The following is a 21,873-nucleotide window of genomic DNA, read 5'->3' as shown; positions in this document are numbered from 1 at the left end:
CGCCCGATCACATGGTGACCCGCAGATCCGGGGCCAAGTACATGCGATCGGCGGGCAGAACGCCGAAGGCGGTGTGGAACTCGGGCATATTGCGGGCTACCTGGTTGACGCGGAATTCGGCCGGAGAGTGGGAGTCCAGCGCCACCAGGCTCGCGGCGTACTCTGTGGTCGCGGCGTGCCGCCACATGCGGGCGTAGGCGAGGAAGAGCGGGCGGTAGTCGGGGTCGGCGACGCCGCGGCGCTGTTCGGCCAGCCGGAACGCCGCCAGCGCGGTGGTGAGACCGCGCAGGTCGGCGAGGTTCTCGGTGACGGTGAGCTGGCCGTCGACATGCTGTTCGGGCGTCAGCCCGGCGGGGACGAGCGGATCGTACTGGTCGACGACGAGCGCGGTCTTGGCGTCGAAGGCGGCCTTGTCCTCGGGCGTCCACCAGTCGCGCAGCGTGCCGTCGGCATCGTATTTCGAGCCGCCGCTGTCGAAGCCGTGGCCCATTTCGTGGGCGATCACCATGCCGATGCCGCCGTAGTTGACCGCCGGTTCGGCTTCGGGGTCGAAGAACGGCGGCTGGAGGATGCCCGCGGGCAGCAGGATGCGGTTGAGTTCCCAGCTGTAGCTGGCGTTCACGTCCGAGGGCGCCAGCATCGACCATTCGGCGCGGTCGGTGGGTCGAGTGAGTTTGCCCAGTTCCCAGCGGAATTCGTGACTGTCGACGGCGCGTAGGGCGGCGATGAGCGAGCCGCGCGGCACGGTCAGGCCGGAGTAGTCGCGCCAGCGCTCCGGATGGCCGACCACCGTGACCACCCGGTCCACCTTGGCGACCGCGGCGCGGCGGGTGGCTTCGGACATCCACGGCGTTTCCGACAACGCGGTCCGGTAGGCGGCGAGCAGATCGCGCACCAGTTCCTCGACGAGTTTCTTGGTGGCGGCGGGGAAGCGCTTGTCGACGTACTGGCGGCCGAGTGCGTCGCCGAGTCGTTCCCGCACGATCGGGACCGCCCCGCGCCAGCGTTCCGGCTGCTGCCGGGTGCCTTGGAGCGCTGTGTCGAAGCAGTCGAAGTGGGCGTCGGCGAACGGTGTCGCCAGTGCGGGCGCATAGCGCGCGATGAGCCGCAGCCGCAGATAGTCTCGCCACGCGGCGAGATCGGTGTCGGCCCACACGCGTGCGACCGCGGTGGCGTATCCGGGCTGATCCACGAGCACGGCGCCGAAGTCCCCGGGGCGCTCGGTCAGTCCGGAAAGCCAGGCGTCCCAATCGAATCCGGGCGCCAGCTCGGTCAGCTGCCGCCACTCGTACGGGTGGTACGACGAGAGCGATTCGATCAGCCGCGGCAGATCCACATGTCCGGCGGCGATCCGGGTCTCGAGCTCGAGAGTGCGGGCGGCGACGTCGCCCACGGCGGGTATCCCGGCCGCCTGGGCAATGCGCTCCAGGTAGCCGCGGTAGGCGTCGCGCTGCTCGGCGTACTGCGGCTCGCGGTAGTACGCCTCGTCCGGCAGACCCAGCCCGGACTGCATCAGATAGGGCCGATGCCGGGTCGAAGCCATGCGATCGGGCCAGATCCACACCTGGAAGAGCGTGGACACCCCGAGCGCGGTGAGCTTGCCGGTGAGGCGCGCGAGATCGGTTCGGGACTCAGCGCGCTCGATTTCACCCAGGAGGTCCGCCAGCGGCGCGATACCCGCCCGATCGCGGGCGGCGGTGTCCAGGAAACCCTCGTAGATATCGTGCAGGCGCTGCTCGTCGGTGCCGGAGGCGGCGCCGGACAGGGATTCGAGGACGGTCTTCAGCCGCTCCTCGGTGCGGTCGACGAGTTCCTCGAAGGCCCCGTAGGACGGTTTGTCGGCGGGGAGCCGGAAGTCGCGCAACCACGTGCCGTTGACATTGCGGTACAGATCGTCCTGGGGGCGGATCGCCGGATCCATGCCGGTCAGATCGGGGCCGACGGCCGGGCGGGGTGATTTCTCCGTCGTGCACGAGGCGATCGCGACCAGCAGCGGGACCGCGGCGGCCCCGGCCAGGAACCGTCGCCGGTCGAACCGGCCCGGGGCAGTGTGGTTGCTTCCCGTATTGCGTTCGCTCCCAGTCATATTCGTGACGCTACGGGTTCGGGAGCGATTCGTGATCGCGCTGCGTGATGATCGCCGATGCGCCCGTGGGGGTACGCCGCCCCTGAATCGCACCCTGATCCGTCCCCGAGCTGCCGCGACCCGGCTCATGCATCCCGACTATCGAGTAGGTTTACTCGGGCTCAGTGCACGTAACCCTTGGGTGAACCAAAAATATACCCAGTTCAAGCCGGTTCCCGGAGATTCGAAGTGAACGACCATTCGGGTTCCGTGTACGGTATGGGGCATAGGCGATGTGCCGATGTGGTCACTTCAGGAGGTTGGCGTGGAGCGCACTCTTTTCGAACCCGAACACGATCTTTTCCGGGAGTCGTTCCGAAAGTTTCTCGATCAGCATGTGGCGCCCCAACACGAGGAGTGGGAGAAGTAGGGCATCGTCGACCGCGCGGTCTGGCTGGAGGCCGGTAAGCAGGGCTTCCTCGGCATGGCCGTGCCAGAGGAGTTCGGCGGCGGCTGGGTGAAGGACTTCCGCTACAACGCCGTGGTCACAGAGGAGGTCCTGTACTCCGGCCTGGGTTTCGGCCTGCACAACGATGTCATCGCGGCGTATCTGCTGGAGCTGGCGAACGAGGAGCAGAAGGCGCGCTGGCTGCCCGGCTTCTGTTCCGGTGAGATCATTACCGCCATCGCCATGACCGAACCCGGCACCGGCTCGGACCTGCAGGGCATCAAGACCCGCGCGGTCAAGGACGGCGACGACTGGATTCTCAACGGCGCCAAGACCTTCATCACCAATGGCGTGAACGCCGATATCGTCATCGTGGTCGCCCAGACCGATCCGGAGAAGGGCGCGATGGGCTTCTCCCTGCTCGTCGTCGAACGCGGTATGCCCGGTTTCGAACGCGGCCGCAATCTGGACAAGATCGGCCTCAAGGCGCAGGACACCGCCGAGCTCTCCTTCACCGACGTGCGCGTCCCCGGCAAGAACCTGCTCGGCACCGAGGGTCAGGGCTTCATCCACCTCATGCAGAACCTGCCGCAGGAGCGCCTGTCCATCGCCGTCATGGCCGCCGCCGCCATGGAGGGCTGCCTGGAGACCACCATCCAGTACGTGCGCGACCGCAAGGCCTTCGGCAAACCGATCGGCGCCCAGCAGAACACGCGTTTCGTGCTCGCCGAGCTGGCCACCAAGACCACCGCCGTCCGCGTCTTCACCGACCGCTGCATCGAACTCCTCAACCAGGAGAAGCTCACCGCCGAAGAGGCCGCCATGGCCAAGATGTGGAGCACCGAGGAACAGCTCGACCTCATCACCAAGTGCCTGCAACTCCACGGCGGCTACGGCTACATGCGCGAATACCCGATCGCCAAGGCCTACATGGACGCCCGCGTCCAAACCATCTACGGCGGCACCACCGAGATCATGAAGGAAATCATCGGGCGCAGCCTGAAACTGTCCTGATCGGCGCCGGTTTCCCGCTGGTGAGTGCGATTCCGGCCACGAGCTGGGCTGCGGCGGTGATCGTGAGAGCGATCATCGGCGTCGTCCAGCCGCCGGTCGCGGCGTGCAGGACACCGACGGTGAACGGCCCGAGCGCCGCGACCAGATAGCCCAGGGATTGGGCGAGCGCCGACAGTGCGGCGTTCTCGGCGGGACCGCTGCCGCTGCTGCCGATCACCGCGAGAACCAATGGGAACGAACAGAATCCGAAGCCTGCCAGCGCTGCCCACAGGGTGGGCAGCGTGATCGGCGCGAGGATCAGCCCGCCGAATCCGGCGAGCATGGACAGCGATACGGCGATGAAGGCGGCGCGCAGCCGCTCCGGGCGACGGGTTATCGCGAGCAGTGCGAAAGTGGCTGGAATGCCGATGAATTGGCTGACCGCGAGCACGCCTCCCGCCCCGGCCTCGGACATCCCCGCATCCGACAGGACTCTGGGCAGAATGCCTATGAGGGCATAGCAATTCAACGCCTGTAGTGCGAAGTACGCGGTCACCAGCGCGCCGAGCCGAGTTCGCGCCATGTCCAGCAGGGAAACTCGCTCCCGGGGTGCGTCGTCCGCGCCGCCACTCGTGCGCGGCACGCACAACCAGACCGCCAGGGCGACCGCGGCGGGCAGTGCCCACAGGCCCAAACCAATTGTGGCGGAGCCGAATTCCCGCGCGAGCGGTACCGCGACGGCGGCCCCGATCGTCGCGCTCGCCGCCATGGTCGTGGTGTACAGGCCGGTCATGAAATGCACCCGGCCCGGGAAGTGGGTCCGGACCACCGACGGCAGGATCACGGCCGCGATCGCCAGCCCCGACATCCCGAGCGCCGTGCCCGCCAGCAATGCCCACGTCGCCGGTGTGGTGCGCAGTATCAGTCCGGCCGTCAATGCCACCAGCGCCATGGACATGGCGCCTTCGACGCCGTATCTCCGGCTCAGCGGGAGGGCGGCGGGACCGGCCAGGGCGAAGCACAGGGTCGGCAGGGCGGGTAGCAGCGCCACGGTCGTCGCACCGAGTCCGAGCGCGGATTCCAGGGCGGCCGTCAATGCCGCGGTGCTGGTGACACCGGCGCGCAGGTTGAGGGCGATGAGCACCACCCCGGCGACCGGAAGCCAGACGGCGCCACGTCGCGGAGTCACCGGGGTCGAGGTCGTCGCAATCACCGCTGCATCGCCCACTGCTGTCGACATCGGTGATCGAGCGTCTCCGCGAGCAGATCGTCTCCGGTGTCTGGCCCGTCGGCAGCCGCATCCCGCCCGAGAAGGACCTCATGGGTCAGCTCCAGGTGGCCCGCGGCACCCTGCGCGAGGCCATCCGCGGACTCGCCCACGCCGGTCTGCTGGAAGTCCGTCAGGGTGACGGCACCTATGTCCGGGCCACCGGCGAATTATCGGGAGCATTGCGGAAGATATACTCGGACAAGGCATTCGAGCACTTGATCGAGGTCCGCGAGGCCCTCGACCTGCAAGCCGCCCGGATGGCGGCCCAGCGGGCGACCGAGCAGGATCTCGCATCGCTCGACGAGTCGCTGCGCCGCCGCGCCATCGCCTGGCGCGAGCGCAATCGCGACGAATGGATCGAGGCCGACTGGGAGTTCCACACCCGGGTCGTCGCCGCCCACAATCCCGTCCTCGCCGAGCTGTACCGCAATTTCGCCGAACCACTGCGCGAGGCCATCGAGAAGTTCTGGGACGAACCGCATTACGACGGCGGCGCGCCCCAAGGCCACGAGGATCTCCTGACCGCATTGCGACGGCGCGACCCCGCGGAGGCCGCTCGGCAGGCGGCCGAGAACCTCACCGACAGCCTCGAATGGGCGCGCCAGCGCACCCCGCGACCCTGATTTGCGCATGCCCGAGACATGTGGTTAGTCTCTGCACCGCATGCACCTCGCTAGGTGAGGCGTCTGCACGGATACAGGCCACTGACCCCAAACGTCGAGAGACGCCCCGGGTCAGGACAGCTCCTCCCGGCTGAAGGGTTGAGCCCAAGTGGCTCCCGCATCGCGGGTTACGCCGTGCAGTGCCAAAGCTCTGTCGAGAGGGGTGCTCAGCCGCGGCCGATCCGTGCCCGGCTCTACTCCTGCGTGCAGTTCGGCGCCCGCGCGCGCCCCGACCGGCAGGAGGTGATGGCATGAGTCCGTATCCGAGTAGCGATGGGGCGTGCGATCACCCCCGCTCGTCGATTCCAGATTCCACCCGCTGATCGAATCCGTTGCCGCCGTGGCGGTTCCGGATCAACTTACGGCTGTCGATGAGGACAGTCGATGCGGGAGTCCCCATCTCCGCCCGCCGCTTTCGGCGGGTCGGCTGACGCTGTGTGCCCACTAGTGGCCGTTATCTTCTGCGAGGTCATCGTGAACCGTGAAGAAATCATGTTCTCCATCCGCTCTCTGACGCAGCATCCGGACCCCGGCGGGTTCGCGCGGTTGCTGCGCGCCTGCCCACCGGCCGATATTGCCGAGGCGCTCCGCGATATGCCGTCACCGGCGGTGGCGGCGCTGCTGCGGTCGGTGCCGGTCGATGAACAAGCACGCGTCTTCGTCGCACTGCCCGACGCGGAACAGGATTCGGTGCTGGCCGCCATGCCCTGGGACGACGCCGCCGCCTTGATCGGGCGGCTGCCCTCCGATGAGCGCGCCGACCTGTTCAACCGGCTGAATACCGAAGGCCGCCAGCGCCTGCTGCCACTGCTCGCCCGGGCCGAACGCGAGGACATCCTCCGCATGTCCGCCTATCCGGAAGGCACCGCAGGCGCCGCGGCCACCTCCGATTACGCCACGGTCGGCGCGCAGATGAGCGTGGGCCGGGCGCTCGCGGAACTGCGAAATACCTCACCGGCCAAGGAGAATATCGACATCGTCTTCGTTCTCGACGGCACCGGACACCTGCTCGGGACCGTGTACCTGCGCGATCTCGCACTCAGCGCCGAAGACACACTGGTCCGGCAACTCGTGCACACCGACCCGGTATCCGTTCGCAGTGATGATCCGGATGTCAAAGCGGTGGAATACATTCGGCGCTACGACTTGCTCGCCGTCCCGGTGGTACAGGCCGACAATCGCATGATCGGCATCATTACCGTCGACGACGCCATGGACCTCGAGCGAGCGCAGGACGCCACCCAATTGGCCCGCTACGGTGGCACATCCGCGGTCGGAGGACCCGATCTGGACCTGCAGGATTCACCGTGGCGCCGCATCTACGGCGTCCGGGTGTTCTGGCTCGCACTGCTCACCGTCTTCGGCCTCATCACCAGTACTTTCGTTGCGGCGCAAGAGGAAATGCTGACCCAGGTGATCGTCCTCGCCGCCTTCATCGCCCCGATCATCGATATGGGCGGCAACACCGGCAGCCAGTCGGCCACCCTGGTGATCCGCTCCATGGCGCTGGGTCAGATGCGACTGCGCTGGCGCGATATCGGCTTCGTCATCCGCCGCGAGATGGGTGTGGCCCTGGCTCTCGGCGCCACCATCGCCGTGCTGGAGGTGGTCCTCGCCTACTTCACCAAGGACAGCCTCTCGATGCCGGTTCTCGCGGTGGTCGGCCTGAGCATGCTCGCCCTGTACGGTCCTGGGCGGCGTGATCGGCGGCCTCCTTCCCTTCCTGGCCCGCCGCATGGGTACGGACCCCGCCACCCTCAGTGCCCCGCTCATCACCTCGATCATGGACCTGATCGGCGTCTTCATCTATTTCGGATTCGCCTATCTGTTCCTCGGTGATCTCCTCGTCTGAACCGGGTCCCGGTGTGTCGGCAACTCGTCGGCGAACCACCGCCGGATAATTCGGTGGGTGGAACTGAGCCGAAGATCCGTGCTGGCGTTGGCGGCGGGACTGCCGTTGCCGTTGGTCGTGTCCGGGCGGGCGCAGGGTGCGCCGACTGCGGCTCCGGCGGTCGAGCCCTCCGTCCGGTACACGATGACGGCATTCACCAATGCCAGTGAAACCGATTTGTATGTCTATGAATCCACGGATGCGACGACATTTCAGCCGGTGCGGGGACCGGCGTATACGCCGCCGGGTGGGTTGCTGCGGGATCCGAGTCTGATTCGGCACAAGGATGGGCGTTTTTATCTCACCTATACGACCGGGTGGGAGGGGCAGCCCATTGGATTCGCGCGCAGCGATGACCGGATCAACTGGGCTCACCTCTACGACTATCAGGTGAAGGTGCCCGGTGTGACCTCGACGTGGGCGCCGGAATGGTTCGTGGATCCCGGTGGGGAGGTCAGTGTGCTGGTTTCGCTGTCGGACGGGTATCGGTTCACGCCGCATCTGATGACGGCGACCGATGCCGAGTTGCGGTCGTGGACGCCGTTGACGCCGATGGCGGGGCTCGCGGCCAAGGATGACGTCGGCTACGGGTATATCGACACCACCGTGGTGCATCATCTCGGGCGGTATTACGCCTTCACCAAGAACGAGAGCACGAAGTATCTGGAACTCGCCGTCGCCGAACAGCTCGGTGGACGGTATTCCTTTGTGCAGACCGATGATTGGGCGGGGTGGGGGACACCGCGGGAAGGGCAGTCCGTCATCCGATTGCCCGACGGGGGCTGGCGCATATTCTTCGACGCCTACAACGACGGCAAGTACTACTTCAGCGACAGTCGCGACGATTTCCGGACCTGGGCCCCGCCCGCCGAGCTGCCCGGCCTGTCGGGCACCGTCCGGCATTTCACGGTGCTGGCCGAATCGCGCGGGGCCGGTCCGGCGCACAACGGCTGATATTCGGCATGGTCGAACGATAGAAACCGCAGGTGAACAAACCGTGACCGAAAACTGAGCGTACTCGGTTTTTCCCTGTCCCGACCGGCCGCTCCCATGCGGCGACCGGCCGTTCCTCCAGGTGCGTGAGAGTGCACACGGCGAATTTTCGGCAAATGAGTTCTAGCGTTTGCCTCAGCTACTCGCACGAAGTGGTGCGGCAGCGATTCCAATCCAGGCGTGCCCACGGCACTCTCGTTTCAGGAAAGCCGCGAGACAATGACAAGCATTCTTCGTTCGCCGCGCACCGCGGCAGTGGTCGTAGCGGTCGCGGTGGCCGGTCTCGGATTCACCGCCGGGGCGGCCAGCGCCGATCCGGGTCCGGACACCCACTCCTCCGATACCGTCGGCTACGGTCCGGAACTGACCGACGAGGCGGCCGCGTTCGCCTACGGTCTCGCCAATCCCGATGTGGCGCCGCAGGGTTCGAACAACTGGGACTGCAAGCCCGATGCCGCGCACCCGCGTCCGGTGGTGCTCGTACACGGGACCTGGGCCAGCGCCTACGGCGCGTACGCCTACATGTCGCCGCAGCTGGCCAAGGCCGGGTATTGCGTCTTCACCTTCAACTACGGCCGCGCCAATGCGCCCGGCGCCGGGCTCGTGCAGCCCACCATCGGCGCCACCGGCGATATCGAGGAATCCGGGCAGCAACTCGGCGTCTTCGTCGACCGCGTGCTCGCCGCCACCGGCGCCACGCAGGTGGACCTGATCGGGCACTCGCAGGGCGGCGTCGTGGCGCGCGAGTACCTGAAGTTCGACGGCGGCGCGAATGCCGACGATCCCGGCGCGAACAAGGTGAAGAAGCTCATCACCTACGGCGCCACCAACCACGGCACCACGCTCAGCGGTCTCGGCAGCCTGCTCGGCGTCTTCAAGGACGTCATGGGCCTGGACCTGGTCAACCCGACCGAAACCCTCATCGGCCAGGCGGGCGTGGAACAGCTCATCGATTCGCTGGTCCTCACCCGGCTCAATGACGGCGGCGACACCATGCCCGGCATCGACTACACCATCGTGGCCGACCAGTACGACGAGGTCTCCAGCCCCTATACCCGCACCTACCTGACCGCGGGGCCGGGCGCGACCGTGGATGACGTTCTCCTGCAGGACGGTTGCGCCGCCGACACCTCCGACCACAATTCCATGGTCTACTCCCCGCGCGCGGTCTCCATCGCCCTGCACGCCCTCGACCCGGTGGCCAATCCCACCCTGGCCTGCTCCGCCAACCCCTGGCTGCTCTGAGCCCGGATCCTGACATCCGCCCTTCACCCTGTCGCCGATAGGGTGAAGGGCGGATTCGGATCAGGAGGGTGTGTGGACTCGAAAGCGATGCTCGGCCGGGTGGTTCGAGGCTTCAATGGCGCGATGGTCGCGCTCATGCACGCGCCGGTGATCGGGCCGCGCATGCGTAAGGGCCTGGTGGAGATCACGTATCAGGGTCGGCGGTCGGGCAGGACCTTCCGTACGCCGGTGGCCTATTGGTGGACCGGGGACGCCATCACCATCGGTGTCGCCTTGCCGGACAAGAAGACCTGGTGGCGCAACTTCCTCGGCGAGGGCCATCCGATCACCCTGCACCTCGACGGCGGGGACCGTACCGGCCTGGCCGTGGCGCATCGGGACAAGGGCGGCGAGGTCACCGTCAAGGTGAAGCTGGAGGACTAGAGGTCGAGTTCCACATCGCCGAGCGGGTAGGCCACACAGGAGTGGGTGTAGCCGAACCGATCGTCGGAGGGCCGGAGTTTCGCCTCCGCGGCGGTGTGGACCTCACCTTTGACGACGCGTACCCGGCACAGACTGCATTCGCCGGAGCGGCAGGCGGCTTCGGGTCGAATACCGTTGTCCTCCAGAGCGTCCAGTAGCGGACGATTGCGCGGCGTGCGGAAGGACGTGTTCCTGACGGTGACCGTCACCTCGGCGGCCGCGTCCAAGCCCCCGGGCCAATGCGGCTGGACGGTGGGATCGCTGGGCGCGCTATTGGCCTCGAACCGGATTCGCTTGCGCGGCTGTCCGAGTGCGGTCAGCTGCTCGAGAGCGTACGGGTAGAGCGCCTGCGGTCCGCAGACGTACACCGTGCGGTTGTTCAGCTGTCCCGTAAGCGATTCGATGGTCTCGGCGGTGAGGAATCCGCTCGCCCCCGTCCAGTCGGTGTCGGGTTCGGCGATCACATGGTCGACGCGAATACCGGGATGCGCCGCGGCCAGCGCCTCGAGCTCATCGCGGAAGATGACGTCGGACGCGTCGCGCGAGCCGTAGATCAGATGAAATGTGCGGTCCAGGCCCAGATCCACGATCTCGCGGATCATGCTCACCGCCGGTGCGACACCCGAGCCGCCCGCCAGGAACACCAGATCGTCCCCGTGGAACAGCGGGTTGTGGTGGAAGGTCCCCATCGGCCCCGTCGTGGTCAGCTCCCGACCCGGCCGCACCTCGTCGATGAGCAGATTGCTGATCCGCCCGCCCGGCACACGGCGAACCGTGAGGTCGTAATGATCCAGACGCGCAGGGCTGGAAGAGATCGCGAGCGGGCGGCTGGTGCCGTCGATGAAGACATTGACGTACTGACCGGCCAGGAACGGCGGCAACGCAACCTGGCTCAGCTCTGTCATCCGAAAGGTTTTGGTGCTGACCGTCTCGTCGATGACCTCGGCCACGTTCAGCCGCAGCCGCTTTGGGTGATAGGCGTCGATGGTGGCGCGCGTCTCGGCCGAATGGTCGCGAGTGTCGGGAGCACGGTCCTCGATCTCGGCCAGAATCTCGGCCGCGCCGTCGAAACGCGTTGCGAGCGGGTGATTCACGATGTTCTCCGTTCAAGCGGCCTTGGTGCGAAGCAGGCGGCGGGCGACGCGCGCCCCCGCCTCGAGGGTGGGCTGGAAACCGCCCATACCGGACCAGGAACCGGCTAGATGCAGTCCGGGGACATGGGTCCGGCGTTCACTGTCGCGGAACAGCCAGCCCTCGGTGGCGTCCTGGTCGTAGCCGTAGATCGTCCCGCCGGGATGGCCGAGATAGCGCATCATCGTCAAAGGCGTTGCGACATAGACCTCTTCGATGGCATCGCGAATGCCCGGCGTGATCGTCTCGCACAGATCGAGCAGGGTCTCGGCATAGGCGAACTTGGTGCGCGCGTAGTCGGCCGGGGCCACGTTCTGCCAGACCTCGCCGTACTGCAATGTCATGAGGCTGACATGGGTGGCCCCGCTGGGCGCGAACCCGATCGGCGCGACATCGTAAGAACTGACACAGATTCCGCGCGCGGGCTCGAGGGAACGCCAGGACCGGTGCGTGCGGTCGTCGTCGGTGTCCCTGTTGACGAACGTCGTGCTGGTGGTGAACCCCAGCTCTGCGGGCGTCGCGTCCAGCCTCATGTGCAGCACGAATCCGGAAACGCCGATGCGCCTGGTGGACAGGATGTTTCGCACCTGCGCGGGCACCTCGATACCTTCGAGCATCCCGTACGTGACCGGCAGCGCGGCATTGGACACCACATCGGGCGCGGTCACCTCCGTGCCGTCCTCGAGCCGCACGCCCAGCACCCGCCCGCCCGCGGCCAGAATGGCCTCGACGCCGGTATTGAACCGCACCTCGCCCCGGGCCTGCACGAACGCCTCCAGGATCGCCGCCGACATGGCCTGCGATCCGCCGCGCACATGCCACGGTTTGAACTCGAAGTACGCGAACAACGTCAAGGCCAGATCCTGGAACGGCAGCCGGGACGGCGGCTGCCCCAGATAGGTCCAGTACATGCCGAGCGCGACCTTGATCCGCTCATCGTCGAAGTACTCGTCCAGCACGTCCGCGACCGGCCGCAGCCCGTACCGGAACAGCATCGGGTCGATCTCCTCGACCGGCATTCCGCGCATGGCGGCGATCTGCCAGAACGTCACCTGCTTCAACAGCTCGAAGAACTTCGCCACCCGGTCGCGATTACCCGGGAACTCCGCCTCGATGGCCTCGATCGCGCCGTCCCAATCCGCGGGCAGGGTCAGATCCACCCGCCCGGGAACCACCGCCCGATACAGATCGTGCTCCTGCACGAACTCCAGCTTGTCGGCAATCCCGAGCTGCTGGAACAGCCCGTCGCGCAAGGACATCGGCTGATCCTCGACACCGACGCCGGACAACTGGTGCAGCGCCACCTCGAACTCGAAACGACCACGGCGGAAGGAGGTTCCACACCCGCCGGGAATATTGTGCCGCTCCAGCAACAGGGTTCGCGCCCCCGCCCGCTGCAGGGTCGCGGCCGCCGTCAGCCCGGCATTGCCCGCGCCGATGACGATCGCGTCGTAATCGCTCATGCCCCGGCCGCCTCGCGCAGCGCCTGCTCGGTGGCCTCCTGCTTGATGCGCTCGAACTGCGCGCCCATGGCCTCGGCCAGCGCGGTCGCGGCCGACAGCGGCCGCACCATCACGGTGAAGTCGTCGATCTTGCCGTCCTCGTCGAAGTGCAGGAAGTCGCAGCCGGTCAGCTTCTTGCCGCCGACCTCGGCCTCGAATACGAAGGCGTGGTCGCGCCCGTCGGCATCGGCGATCTCGCGCACGTAGCGGAAGTTCTCGAACACGCGGAGCACCGCGCGCAGGATGGCCGCGGTAATGGCCTTGCCGGGATACGGCTGGAATGCCACCGGGCTGGTGAACACCACATTGTCGGCCAGCAGCGCCTCGACCGCCGCCGCATCCTGAGCCTCGACGGCCGCTCGGAAGGGGTGCATGATCCACCTAGCATAGTCAATTAGTTGAGTAAGTCGTTCGAACGCTAGCCCTGTGCATGCTCTGTGTCTAGAGCCAAATATTCAAAAAGTTGAATAATCACCTCGGGTGGTAACCTGGCCCGATGGCGCTACGACACGCGGTGCTGGCAGCCCTCCTGGAGGGCGATGCGTCCGGCTACGACCTGGCCAAAGGCTTCGACGCCTCGGCCGCCAACTTCTGGCCCGCCACGCCCCAGCAGATCTACCGCGAACTCGATCGCATGGCCGCCGACGGGCTCATCGAAACCCGCGTCGTCCAGCAGGAACGCCGCCCCAACAAGCGGCTGCACGCCATCACCCCCGCCGGTCGCGCGGCGCTGCACGAGCACATTGCCGAACCCGCCAAACCCACCGCCATCCGCGATGAGCTCATGGTCAAGGTGCAGGGCATGGAAACCGCCGACGCACCCGTCGTGCGCGCCGCCATCGCCGAGCGGTTGCAATGGGCCGAAGCGAAACTGGCCCGCTACGAACGACTTCGGGGCCGCCTGCTGGCCGGTCGCAGCGAACAGGCGTACCTCGCCGAGGTCGAGCGCATCGGTCCCTATCTGACGCTGCTGCGCGGCATCTCGCTCGAGCAGGACAACATCCGCTGGGGCGAGTTCGCGCTGTCGGTGCTCGGCAAGCGCGCGGCCGCGCGGCCGGTCCCGGACGGCGAATTAGCCGGGTAGTTGCGGTTTGGTGACGGTTCCAATCGGTTAACTGATAGCGAACTAGCATCGCGGATAGGTCGGGGTTGTCCTGCGGAGGCCCCAAATGCGTACCAGCCATAAAGCTCGTCTCTATGCCCTGACGCGGTGGATCGTTCCCGCTGGACTCGGGGCAGCGCTCGTGCTCGGCCCACCGGCCGCACCCGTCGCCCATGCCGACGCCGATTACGGCGGCGGCTGCGTGCTGTATACGGGCGACCGTGCGGCAACCATCGATTCGCTGCGCTTCCGGTGCAATCCGGCGCAGCAGGACGCCCTCTTCCGCGATGCCTCCCCGGGCGCGGTGCCGATGGGCGTGAAGAACGGCTGGGTCATCCGGCCGATCGATATGCAGTCCTGGGCCCCGGCGGTCTGGATCGGCAAGACCTTCTACACTGGCCCCGGCGGCGGCTATCTGATGAATCGGATCACCCCGGCCGGAATCGAGGGGTGGCCCGCGGACGTGTACCTGGGTCCGGCGCTGTTCGACGGCGGCCCGGCCTGGGTGCTGGACTACCGGCCGTCGCCGAGTCCGCAACTGTACGACGAGATTCGGGAGATGACCCCGGGCGTGTGGTTCGGCTATTCGTGGTCGCGGGAGGCGGGTGGACCGGCTCAGCTGCTGACCTTCGCCCTCGCCTGAGTGATACGCCTTTGATCGCACCGTTATTCGGTGCGGGGTCGCGGACGTATCCTGTTCGGAGAACTGGCGGGCAGGATTCGACCCTAGGGCGTGGCAATGCGGATCGAGCAGGTATCGGAGTCGGTGTACGCCGTCGCCGGAACGAATGTGAACTGGGCGTTGGTGACCGGCGAGTCGGGGGTGACGGTCGTCGACGCCGGATATCCCGCCGATGCGCACGATGTGCTCGCCTCGGTGCGGCAGATCGGGCACGATATCGCCGATATCGCCGCGGTACTGCTGACCCACGCGCATCTCGACCACATGGGCGGGATTCCGCTGCTGGTCGAGAAGGTCGGCATGCCCGTCTACACCGGGGCCGCCGAGGTGCCGCACGCGCATCGCGACTTCCAGCAGCAGATCACGCCCGTGGAGATGCTCGAGCAGCTGTTCGTTCCGGGCGGCGCCAAATGGGTGATGCAGACCGTGTGGGCGGTCAAGAGCGGGCTCATCACCAAGGTGCCGACGGCCACGGCGGTCGAGGATTCCGTGCTGGCGGCCCTGCCCGGTGGGTTCACCGCCATTCCGACGCCCGGTCACACCATCGGCCACACCTCCTACCTGATGCCTTCGGAGAAGGTGCTTTTCAGCGGTGACACGCTGGTGACCGGTCATCCCATCGTCGCGCACGACGGTCCGCAGGTGCTGCCGACCGTGTTCAACCACGACGAGGAGGGCGCGCGCACGGCGGCCCGTTCACTGGCCGCCTACGATGCCGAGATCCTGGTGCCCGGGCACGGCCGGGTCGCGCGGCAGCCGGTGGCGGTGCTCGCGAATTCGCTACTGCAGGAACGGGAACCGGAGTAGCCGGTCAGTCGTCGTCGCGAGCTGCGTGCGTACTGGACCATATTCCGACCAGCCGGGAGATGACGATCGCGAGAAACAGCGTGCCGAGCACGGTTTCGAACGAGGCCAGCGAGCGCGCCCACGGCGCGACGGGGACGATATCGCCGTAGCCGAGCGTCGCCAGCGTGACGAAGCTGAAGTAGACCATCTGCTGCCACTGCGGTGACACCCCCGGCGTGGCCGGGTCGGCGTAGCTGCCCGGGTGCAGGATTTCCAGGACGCCGCTCAATGCGCCGAAGAAGCCGCCGATGATCAGATAGGTGCTCACCGCACTCAGGATGAGATCGAGGCTCACGGCATTGCGGCGCCGGAAGACGAAGCGCCCCAGGGTGATCAACAAGGCGAGCATGAACACCGAGACCGCGATGAGCATGCTCAGGGTGGCGGCGCGGCTCTTCTGATCGATAGTGAACCACACGGCCAGCCCGAGGAAGATCACGCCCAACGGCACGATGAGATTCCCGCGCTCGCTCGCCTCGCGGGTGACGGCCGTGCCGTAGAAGACCATGCCGACGTAGAGCAGCATGTACAGCGCGGTCCACCATTCGCCGCACAGGGTGATGGGGTAACCGAACTGGAGTAGGATCACGATCACCAGCAGCAACGCGAGGCTGCGGGTGCTGTGGGCGACCCGGAATCGTCGGCGGTCCGCATTCGACACCCGACCATCGAAACAGGCCGACCGATGGCAACGGGTCTTATCGCACCCGTGTGTCCGCGGCCGGTTCGTCCGGTTCGGTCAATCGGCCCGCGCGCAGACTCAGCCGATGGTGCGCCCGCAGCGCGGCCTCGCGATCGTGGGTGGCGTGCACGACGGTGACGCCGTCCGCGGCCGCCGCCCGCAGTGCCGCCGCGATCTCCTCCTCGGAGTCGGAGTCGAGTCCGGTGGCCGGTTCGTCGAGCAGCAGCAGATCCGATTCCTGTGCGAGAGCCTGTGCGAGCAAGGCGCGTTGACGCTGTCCGCCCGACAGCGCGGTCAGCGGCCGGTGCGCGAGATCGGCGATGGCCATGCGCTCCAGGCACGCGTCCACGATCGCCTTGTCGGCTCGGGTGAGCCGCCGCCACGGTCCGCGCTCGGCCCAGCGGCCCATGGCGACCGTCTCGCGCACGGTGATCGGCAGGGTCGGCGGAACGCTCGCTTGCTGGACGGCCAATGCGGGTCGCCGGACTCCGGCATGCTCGATCGTCCCGGCGGTCGGTGTGATGACACCGGCGAGCACTCCGAGCAGCGTGGACTTGCCCGATCCGTTCGGACCCGCCACGGCCGTCACTCGGCCACGTGGAATCTCGGCTGTGACCTCGTGCAGCACCGCGGTGCCGCCGTATGCCGCGCACACCCGGTGGATCCGTAGCGCCGGGTCGGCCGGGCTGTGCATCACATCACCTCACTTGAAACGAAAATCGTTTTCAATATATCGTCCCGGTCCATGGAATGGCTCATCACTCCCTTCGAGGTCGGTTTCGTGCAGCGGGCGCTGTGGGGCGGGCTGCTCGTTTCGTGCGTATGCGCCATTGCGGGGAACTGGGTTGTGTTGCGGGGCATGGCATTTCTGTGGGACGCCATGGCGCACGGCATGCTGCCGGGGGTGGCGGTGGCCTCGCTGCTGGGCGGAAATCTGTTGGTGGGGGCGGCTTTCAGCGCTGCGGCCATGGCGTGGGGAGTGTCTGCGCTGGGGCGGAATCCGCGGTTCTCGCCGGATACCTCCATCGGATTGCTGTTCGTGGGGATGCTGTCGCTGGGTGTGCTGATCGTGTCGCGGTCCGGGTCGTTCGCGGTGGATGTGACCGGATTCCTGTTCGGGGACGTGCTGGCCATTCGCCCGCGGGATCTGGGGTATCTGGCGGTCGCGGTGGTGCTGGCGGGGGTGATCGCCGTGCTGGGGCATCGGGCATTCGTGGCGCTGGCCTTCGATGCGCGCAAGGCGCAGACGCTGGGCTTGCGGCCGCGGCTGGCGCATGCGGCGCTGCTGGGGCTGGTGACGCTGGCGATCGTGGCGTCGTTCCATCTGGTCGGGACATTGCTGGTGTTCGGATTGCTGATCGCGCCGCCCGCGGCGGCCGCATTGTGGGCCGATCGGATTCCGGTGATCATGGCCCTCGCCGCGGCGCTGGGCTGTTTCGCGACCGTGTCCGGGCTGCTGGTGTCCTGGCATGCCGGGACGGCGGCCGGGGCGAGTATCGCGGTGATCGCGGTCGGGCTGTTCTTCGTCTCGATGGCCGCGTCGTGGCTGCGCGAGCGGGTGCGGCTGCGTGGGGGAGGGGTGAATACCGTTGCCGCGCTGGCTATTGCGGCAGCCGTGCTGCCGCTCGCCGGATGCGGCGCCGCTGCGGTCGACGACACGGCCGACGAGCTGCCGCACGGGTATGTGCCCGGTGCGGAGGAGACGGCGGAGGAACAGCCGCGAGTCGTGCTGGCCGACAAGGGAACCGGGCGGGTTCAGGTTCTCGATCTGATCACCGAGCAGGTCGCCGAGATCGGCACGGTGGCGGGGGTCGAGGGACTGGCCCGCGATGATCGGTACGCGTTCGTGTCCGACGGTGGGCGGGTGCACATCGTGGACGGGGGCGCGTGGGTGGTCGATCACGGCGATCACATGCACTACTACCGCACGAATCCCCGGGAGATCGGCGTGCTCGCGCGCGCCGGGGTGACGGGGGTGCACGGTGATGTGGCGCTCACCGCCGTGCAATTCGGCTCGCGGACCGCGCTGCTGGATCGGGTCGCGCTGGATGCGGGCACGATCGTCGAGAAGTGTGTGGTCGACGGGCTCGCCGTGCCCTATTCGGAGAATCTCGTTGTGGTCCGGCCGGATTCGGGGCGGGCCGAGATTCGTGACCGTGACGACGCGGCCGTGACCCTGCTCGGCGAATCCTGCCCGGTTCCGCGGGGGTCCGCGGTCACGCGCCGGGGTGTCGTCTTCGGGTGCGCCGATGGGGCGCTGGTGGTTTCGCACACCGATGAGGGATTCGCCGCGACCAAGATTCCGTACCCGCTGCAGGTGCCCGACGCCGAGCGCGCCACCGTGTTCACGCATCGGCCCGGCAGCACCACGCTCGTCGCCCCGGCGGGCGCGCGGGGTGTGTGGGTGCTCGATATCCGCGCCAAGACATGGACTTTGGTGGAATCTGGACCCGCGGCGTCGGCGAATACGGCCGGTGAGGGGTCGGTATTGCTGGTGCTGACCCGCGACGGGGTGCTGCGCGGATACCACCCCGCGACCGGGGTGCCGACCGGCCAGCTGCCGTTGCTGCCCGGACCCGTCCCCGAGGGCAGCGCGCCGGTGATCGAAATCGACACCAGCCGTGCCTATGTCAACGATCCGCAGGCCCGGGTCGTCCACGAGATCGATTACCGCGACAACCTACGCGCCGCTCGGAAGCTGCCGGTCGAGGGCGCCCCGACCTACCTGGTGGAGACCGGCCGATGAGAATCGCTGTCAGAGGCGTCCTGGCGGCGCTCACCCTGGCCCTGTCGCTCACCGCCTGCTCGGGCGGCGAGGGTCGCGGCACCGAAATCATGTTCACCACAAACATTCTCGGTGACATCACCAAGGCCGTCGTCGGCACTGCGGCCGAGGTGACGGTCCTCATGCCGCCCAATGCCGATCCGCACCAGTTCGCTCTCACCGCGCAGCAGGCCGCCGGGCTGGAGCGCGCCGGGCTCATCGTGCACAACGGCCTGGGCCTGGAGGAAGGCGCCGGACGCGCGGTCACCGCCGCCGCGGACGCGGGCGTGCCGACGCTGGCCGTCGGCGCGCACGTCGATCCGATCAACTACCGGGCCATCGAGGATGCGAATACCGCCGACCCGCACTTCTGGACCGATCCGACCCGGGTGCGGCGCGCCGTCGAGGTGATCCGCGACGAGGTCGTCGAGCGTATCGACGGTATCGACGCCGCCGCGGTGCGCGCCAATGCCGACCGCTACCTGGCCGAGGTCGACCAGCTCACCACCTGGATGACCGAGAGCTTCGCCACCATCTCGCCCGAGAAGCGCAAGCTGGTCACCAATCACCACGTATTCGGTTACTTGGCACAGTGTTTCGGATTCGACGTGATCGGCGCCGTCATTCCCAGCGGTACAACCCTGGCCTCGCCCAGCGCCACCGACCTGGCCGGGCTCGCCGACACTGTCCGCGCGGCCGGGGTGAATGCGGTCTTCGCCGATTCCTCGCAACCCGACAAGCTCGCCCGCGTGCTGGCCGAACAGGTCGGACTCCACGTGAAAGTCATTGCCCTGCACAATGAATCGCTCACCGAGCCCGGCGGCGGGGCGGGCACCTACCTCGACATGATGCGCGCCAACACCGACGCCATCGTGCGCGGTCTCACCGCGCCCAATCCCTGATATGTGCCGATAGCGCACGAGAGATGGAGCAGTACATGCACTTGCGTTCGCACGCCGCCAAGGCGGCGGCCGGTCTCGCCACCGTCATGATCGCCGTAACCGGTTGTGGCACAGACGATTCCGAGTCCAATCACGAGTCCGGACACCAGCACGTCGAGAACCCCTTGGCGGTCACCTACGACGGTGGCATCTACCTGCTCGACGGCAACACCCTCGCCCAGGCGGCCGACCTGAAGCTGGACGGCTTCAACCGCCTCAATCCGGCCGGAGACGACCACCACGTCATGGTCACCCACGGCGAGGGCTTCAAGGTCCTCGACGCGGTGCACGGCGAATTCACCGATATCGAATTCCCCGCCGCCAAGCCCGGCCACGTGCTCCGCCACGCCGGAAAGACCGTGCTGTTCGCCGACGGCAGCGGCGAGGTCACCATCTTCGACCCCGCCAAGCTGGAAGACGGTAAGCCGCCGACGGACACCTACAAGTCCGCCGCCCCGCACCACGGCGTCGCGGTCCAGCTCGCCAACGGCAACCTGGTCGTCACCCTCGGCACCGAGGACAAGCGCACCGGCATCGCGGTCCTGGACAAGGACCGCAAGGAAATCGCCCGCAACGAGGACTGCCCCGGCGTCGACGGCGAAACCATCGCCGCCGACGAGGCGATCGTGGTCGGCTGCCAGACCGGCGCCCTGATCTACCGCGACGGCAAGATCACCAAGGTCGCCGCCCCCACCCCCTACGGCCGCATCGGCAACCAGTCCGGCACCGAGACCTCCCCGATCGTCCTGGGCGACTACAAACAGGACAAGGACGCCGAACTGGAACGCCCCCAACAGGTTTCCCTGATCGACACCCGCACCGGAACCCTGCGCCTGGTCAACCTCGGCGGCCCCAGCTACACCTTCCGCTCCCTGGGCCGCGGCCCCGCCGGAGAGGCGCTCGTCCTCGGCACCGACGGCAAGATCCACGTAATCGACCCCGCCGCAGGCACGATCACCCGCACCATCCCGGTCATCTCCGCCTGGGAAGAACCCCTCAAATGGCAGTCCCCCCGCCCCGCCCTGTTCGTCCGTGACGGCAACGCCTACGTCACCGAACCCGCCACCAACAAGGTCCACAAGGTCGACCTGACCTCCGGCGCCATCACCGCCACCGTCGCCCTCCCCGGCGCGGTGAACGAGATCAGCGGCGTCCTCGCACACTGACGCCCCTGATCGGCAAGGGCTCGCGGCCAACCCCGGCCGCGAGCCCTTCGCCGTCCCCTTCTGTTGTCGCGGTGGGTCGCCCGTGCCGGGTCGGAGTGAAACGGCGTCGACCGGGAACTGGTGGCGGGGGTTACTCGCGCGATGCCGCCACCAGTTCCTGGTGATCGACTGCCCAGTTGCGTGAGCTGGGATTGGCGGCCGGGACCGGGGGCGCGGGGCTGCGAGTGGCGCGGGTCGGTGGGTTGGTGCCCGCTGTCGTGGCGTGGTCGGGGGGCGCTCCGGGGTGGGGACGCGGCATGGCGAAAGTCGGTGTGTGGGAAAGGGGGCGGGCCTACCATCTGACGCATGTCTGAGGGCCGGGACGACTCGATGATGATCGAGGGGCGGGTGGCGCCTGGGCTGGGCGGGTCCAAGGCGCTGCACATTACGTTTTCCGCGGGGCCGGACGAGCCGGTGGCGGTGGGGGTGCAGGGGGCCGGGAATGGGCTGGGGGCCAGGGCGGCGATTCTGTTCGGGTTTCAGAACGTGGGGGTGGGAAGACATCTGCTGACTTATACGGATGGGTCGGTGGTGTGGGTGGATTCGCATCGGGATGCGCCGACGGTGGTGTCGCGGGCCGATGGCGGGGCGGTGGGGAAGATCGTGCGGGCGGAGACGTCGACGGTGGTGGGGGCCACGGCGGGAACGCTTTTCCACTTCGTGCCGGATCCGGAGCATCGGGATACGGCGGCGCTGTTCCATTTGCTCGTGCTCGATCGGATGGGGGAGGAGGCGGGGCGGCTCGATGTGGTGCGCGAGGTCGAGGGGTGGTCGGCGGGGCGGCTGGCGAACGGGGCCGGGGACACCTTCTTGTGGTGGGACCGGACGGGGACGGCCTTGCGGGTGCCCATTCTGGGTACGCGGCTCGTGACCGCGCATGTGCTCGATCGGGTGGAGCGGGATGTGCTGCTCGCGGCGTGCGTGGATATCGCGCTTGGGTTGCGACCGTATGTGACGGCCATGAAGTAGTCGCTCGGCGTCGCGGCCGG

Annotated in this window: 19 protein-coding genes, 2 pseudogenes and 1 riboswitch; of the genes and pseudogenes, 14 read left to right on the top strand and 7 right to left on the bottom strand. The window is 67.5% G+C overall.

The annotated features are described in order from the left end of the window. Positions 1-7: 7 nt before the first annotated feature. A complete protein-coding gene (locus NC4_RS32765) occupies positions 8-2,086 on the bottom strand; it encodes a M13 family metallopeptidase (protein WP_067546353.1) in 2,079 nt (692 codons plus the stop codon). A gap of 304 nt (positions 2,087-2,390) precedes the next feature. On the opposite strand from NC4_RS32765, the pseudogene NC4_RS32760 reads away from it, so the two are divergent. After that, positions 2,391-3,527: pseudogene (locus NC4_RS32760) on the top strand (acyl-CoA dehydrogenase family protein). On the opposite strand, the gene NC4_RS32755 reads toward NC4_RS32760, so the two are convergent. After that, positions 3,499-4,695, bottom strand: coding sequence for an MFS transporter (locus NC4_RS32755; protein ID WP_169814916.1), 1,197 nt, complete (start codon positions 4,693-4,695; stop codon positions 3,499-3,501). The pseudogene NC4_RS32760 and the gene NC4_RS32755 sit on opposite strands and share 29 nt — an antisense overlap. Before the next feature lie 53 nt (positions 4,696-4,748). Here NC4_RS32755 and NC4_RS32750 point away from each other — a divergent pair, with 53 nt between their 5' ends. The 6 genes and pseudogenes from NC4_RS32750 to NC4_RS32730 all read left to right on the top strand — a co-directional run bounded on the left by NC4_RS32750 (position 4,749) and on the right by NC4_RS32730 (position 9,990). Continuing rightward, positions 4,749-5,399 (top strand): FadR/GntR family transcriptional regulator, encoded by a 651-nt coding sequence (locus NC4_RS32750; RefSeq protein ID WP_067546350.1) that lies wholly within the window; start codon positions 4,749-4,751, stop codon positions 5,397-5,399. Between the two features lie 39 nt (positions 5,400-5,438). Further along, a riboswitch (M-box (ykoK) riboswitch) is annotated at positions 5,439-5,608 on the top strand. A gap of 214 nt (positions 5,609-5,822) precedes the next feature. After that, a pseudogene (gene mgtE / locus NC4_RS32745) lies at positions 5,823-7,103 on the top strand (magnesium transporter); the annotation flags it as partial. 70 nt (positions 7,104-7,173) lie between these two features. Then, complete coding sequence (locus NC4_RS44895) at positions 7,174-7,290, top strand: magnesium transporter (RefSeq protein WP_369690811.1); 117 nt, start codon at positions 7,174-7,176, stop codon at positions 7,288-7,290. Positions 7,291-7,347: 57 nt separating this feature from the next. Further along, on the top strand, positions 7,348-8,283 hold the full coding sequence (locus tag NC4_RS32740) for a glycoside hydrolase family protein (RefSeq protein WP_067546347.1): 936 nt from the start codon (positions 7,348-7,350) through the stop codon (positions 8,281-8,283). Positions 8,284-8,541: 258 nt separating this feature from the next. Next, entirely contained in the window at positions 8,542-9,567 is a 1,026-nt protein-coding gene (locus NC4_RS32735) for a lipase family alpha/beta hydrolase (protein ID WP_067546344.1), read from the top strand. A gap of 72 nt (positions 9,568-9,639) precedes the next feature. Continuing rightward, positions 9,640-9,990 (top strand): hypothetical protein, encoded by a 351-nt coding sequence (locus NC4_RS32730; RefSeq protein WP_439957577.1) that lies wholly within the window; start codon positions 9,640-9,642, stop codon positions 9,988-9,990. On the opposite strand, the gene NC4_RS32725 is transcribed toward NC4_RS32730, so the two are convergent. From NC4_RS32725 to NC4_RS32715, 3 genes are read right to left on the bottom strand one after another with little or no spacing between them, the layout of a single operon-like run. Further along, positions 9,987-11,123, bottom strand: a complete 1,137-nt coding sequence (locus tag NC4_RS32725; protein ID WP_067546338.1) for a 2Fe-2S iron-sulfur cluster-binding protein — start codon at positions 11,121-11,123, stop codon at positions 9,987-9,989. The genes NC4_RS32730 and NC4_RS32725 overlap by 4 nt on opposite strands. A 12-nt stretch (positions 11,124-11,135) precedes the next feature. Then, a complete protein-coding gene (locus tag NC4_RS32720) occupies positions 11,136-12,623 on the bottom strand; it encodes a phytoene desaturase family protein (RefSeq protein ID WP_067546335.1) in 1,488 nt (495 codons plus the stop codon). After that, the gene (locus NC4_RS32715; RefSeq protein WP_067546324.1) at positions 12,620-13,036 is read right to left on the bottom strand and encodes a nuclear transport factor 2 family protein; all 417 of its coding nucleotides are present in this window, start codon (positions 13,034-13,036) and stop codon (positions 12,620-12,622) included. The genes NC4_RS32720 and NC4_RS32715 overlap by 4 nt, the downstream gene beginning before the upstream one ends. Positions 13,037-13,158: 122 nt before the next feature. Between NC4_RS32715 and NC4_RS32710 the strand changes: the two genes are divergently transcribed. The 3 genes from NC4_RS32710 to NC4_RS32700 all read left to right on the top strand — a co-directional run bounded on the left by NC4_RS32710 (position 13,159) and on the right by NC4_RS32700 (position 15,253). Then, positions 13,159-13,746 carry a PadR family transcriptional regulator gene (locus NC4_RS32710; protein ID WP_067546321.1) on the top strand — a complete coding sequence of 196 codons (588 nt, stop codon included), beginning with the start codon at positions 13,159-13,161 and terminating at the stop codon, positions 13,744-13,746. Between the two features lie 85 nt (positions 13,747-13,831). Then, positions 13,832-14,407, top strand: coding sequence for a hypothetical protein (locus NC4_RS32705; RefSeq protein WP_245722097.1), 576 nt, complete (start codon positions 13,832-13,834; stop codon positions 14,405-14,407). Between the two features lie 96 nt (positions 14,408-14,503). After that, a complete protein-coding gene (locus NC4_RS32700) occupies positions 14,504-15,253 on the top strand; it encodes an MBL fold metallo-hydrolase (protein WP_067546318.1) in 750 nt (249 codons plus the stop codon). Between the two features lie 4 nt (positions 15,254-15,257). On the opposite strand, the gene NC4_RS32695 is transcribed toward NC4_RS32700, so the two are convergent. Together NC4_RS32695 and aztA are read right to left on the bottom strand one after the other, a co-directional pair. Further along, positions 15,258-15,953, bottom strand: a complete 696-nt coding sequence (locus NC4_RS32695) for a potassium channel family protein (RefSeq protein WP_084529993.1) — start codon at positions 15,951-15,953, stop codon at positions 15,258-15,260. A 37-nt stretch (positions 15,954-15,990) separates the two neighbouring features. Continuing rightward, the gene (gene aztA / locus NC4_RS32690; protein WP_067546315.1) at positions 15,991-16,668 is read right to left on the bottom strand and encodes a zinc ABC transporter ATP-binding protein AztA; all 678 of its coding nucleotides are present in this window, start codon (positions 16,666-16,668) and stop codon (positions 15,991-15,993) included. A 51-nt stretch (positions 16,669-16,719) separates the two neighbouring features. Here aztA and aztB point away from each other — a divergent pair, with 51 nt between their 5' ends. From aztB to NC4_RS32670, 4 genes are all read left to right on the top strand, one after another. After that, complete coding sequence (gene aztB / locus NC4_RS32685; protein WP_067546312.1) at positions 16,720-18,720, top strand: zinc ABC transporter permease AztB; 2,001 nt, start codon at positions 16,720-16,722, stop codon at positions 18,718-18,720. Continuing rightward, positions 18,717-19,640: a zinc ABC transporter substrate-binding protein AztC gene (aztC, locus tag NC4_RS32680; protein WP_067546309.1), complete on the top strand. Its 924-nt coding sequence runs from the start codon at positions 18,717-18,719 to the stop codon at positions 19,638-19,640. Before aztB ends, aztC begins: the two co-directional genes overlap by 4 nt. 35 nt (positions 19,641-19,675) lie before the next feature. Continuing rightward, a complete protein-coding gene (gene aztD / locus NC4_RS32675; RefSeq protein ID WP_067546603.1) occupies positions 19,676-20,845 on the top strand; it encodes a zinc metallochaperone AztD in 1,170 nt (389 codons plus the stop codon). A gap of 345 nt (positions 20,846-21,190) precedes the next feature. Then, a complete protein-coding gene (locus NC4_RS32670) occupies positions 21,191-21,853 on the top strand; it encodes a hypothetical protein (RefSeq protein WP_067546306.1) in 663 nt (220 codons plus the stop codon). Positions 21,854-21,873 lie beyond the last annotated feature (20 nt).

Origin of the sequence: Nocardia crassostreae (genome assembly GCF_001613405.1) — a bacterium.
In the GTDB taxonomy this organism is placed as follows: domain Bacteria; phylum Actinomycetota; class Actinomycetes; order Mycobacteriales; family Mycobacteriaceae; genus Nocardia; species Nocardia crassostreae.
This window is presented reverse-complemented; position numbering and strand designations above follow the sequence as displayed.

What these genes read in the sequence shown, in the direction of transcription:
- NC4_RS32735 (WP_067546344.1), top strand. Translation starts at nt 8,542, where the DNA reads ATGACAAGCATTCTTCGTTCGCCGCGCACCGCGGCAGTGGTCGTAGCG.
- aztB (WP_067546312.1), top strand. Translation starts at nt 16,720, where the DNA reads ATGGAATGGCTCATCACTCCCTTCGAGGTCGGTTTCGTGCAGCGGGCG.
- aztC (WP_067546309.1), top strand. Translation starts at nt 18,717, where the DNA reads ATGAGAATCGCTGTCAGAGGCGTCCTGGCGGCGCTCACCCTGGCCCTG.
- NC4_RS32705 (WP_245722097.1), top strand. Translation starts at nt 13,832, where the DNA reads ATGCGTACCAGCCATAAAGCTCGTCTCTATGCCCTGACGCGGTGGATC.
- NC4_RS32700 (WP_067546318.1), top strand. Translation starts at nt 14,504, where the DNA reads ATGCGGATCGAGCAGGTATCGGAGTCGGTGTACGCCGTCGCCGGAACG.
- aztD (WP_067546603.1), top strand. Translation starts at nt 19,676, where the DNA reads ATGCACTTGCGTTCGCACGCCGCCAAGGCGGCGGCCGGTCTCGCCACC.
- aztA (WP_067546315.1), bottom strand. Translation starts at nt 16,668, where the DNA reads ATGCACAGCCCGGCCGACCCGGCGCTACGGATCCACCGGGTGTGCGCG.
- NC4_RS32710 (WP_067546321.1), top strand. Translation starts at nt 13,159, where the DNA reads ATGGCGCTACGACACGCGGTGCTGGCAGCCCTCCTGGAGGGCGATGCG.
- NC4_RS32720 (WP_067546335.1), bottom strand. Translation starts at nt 12,623, where the DNA reads ATGAGCGATTACGACGCGATCGTCATCGGCGCGGGCAATGCCGGGCTG.
- NC4_RS32670 (WP_067546306.1), top strand. Translation starts at nt 21,191, where the DNA reads ATGTCTGAGGGCCGGGACGACTCGATGATGATCGAGGGGCGGGTGGCG.
- NC4_RS32715 (WP_067546324.1), bottom strand. Translation starts at nt 13,036, where the DNA reads ATGCACCCCTTCCGAGCGGCCGTCGAGGCTCAGGATGCGGCGGCGGTC.
- NC4_RS44895 (WP_369690811.1), top strand. Translation starts at nt 7,174, where the DNA reads ATGGGTACGGACCCCGCCACCCTCAGTGCCCCGCTCATCACCTCGATC.
- NC4_RS32765 (WP_067546353.1), bottom strand. Translation starts at nt 2,086, where the DNA reads ATGACTGGGAGCGAACGCAATACGGGAAGCAACCACACTGCCCCGGGC.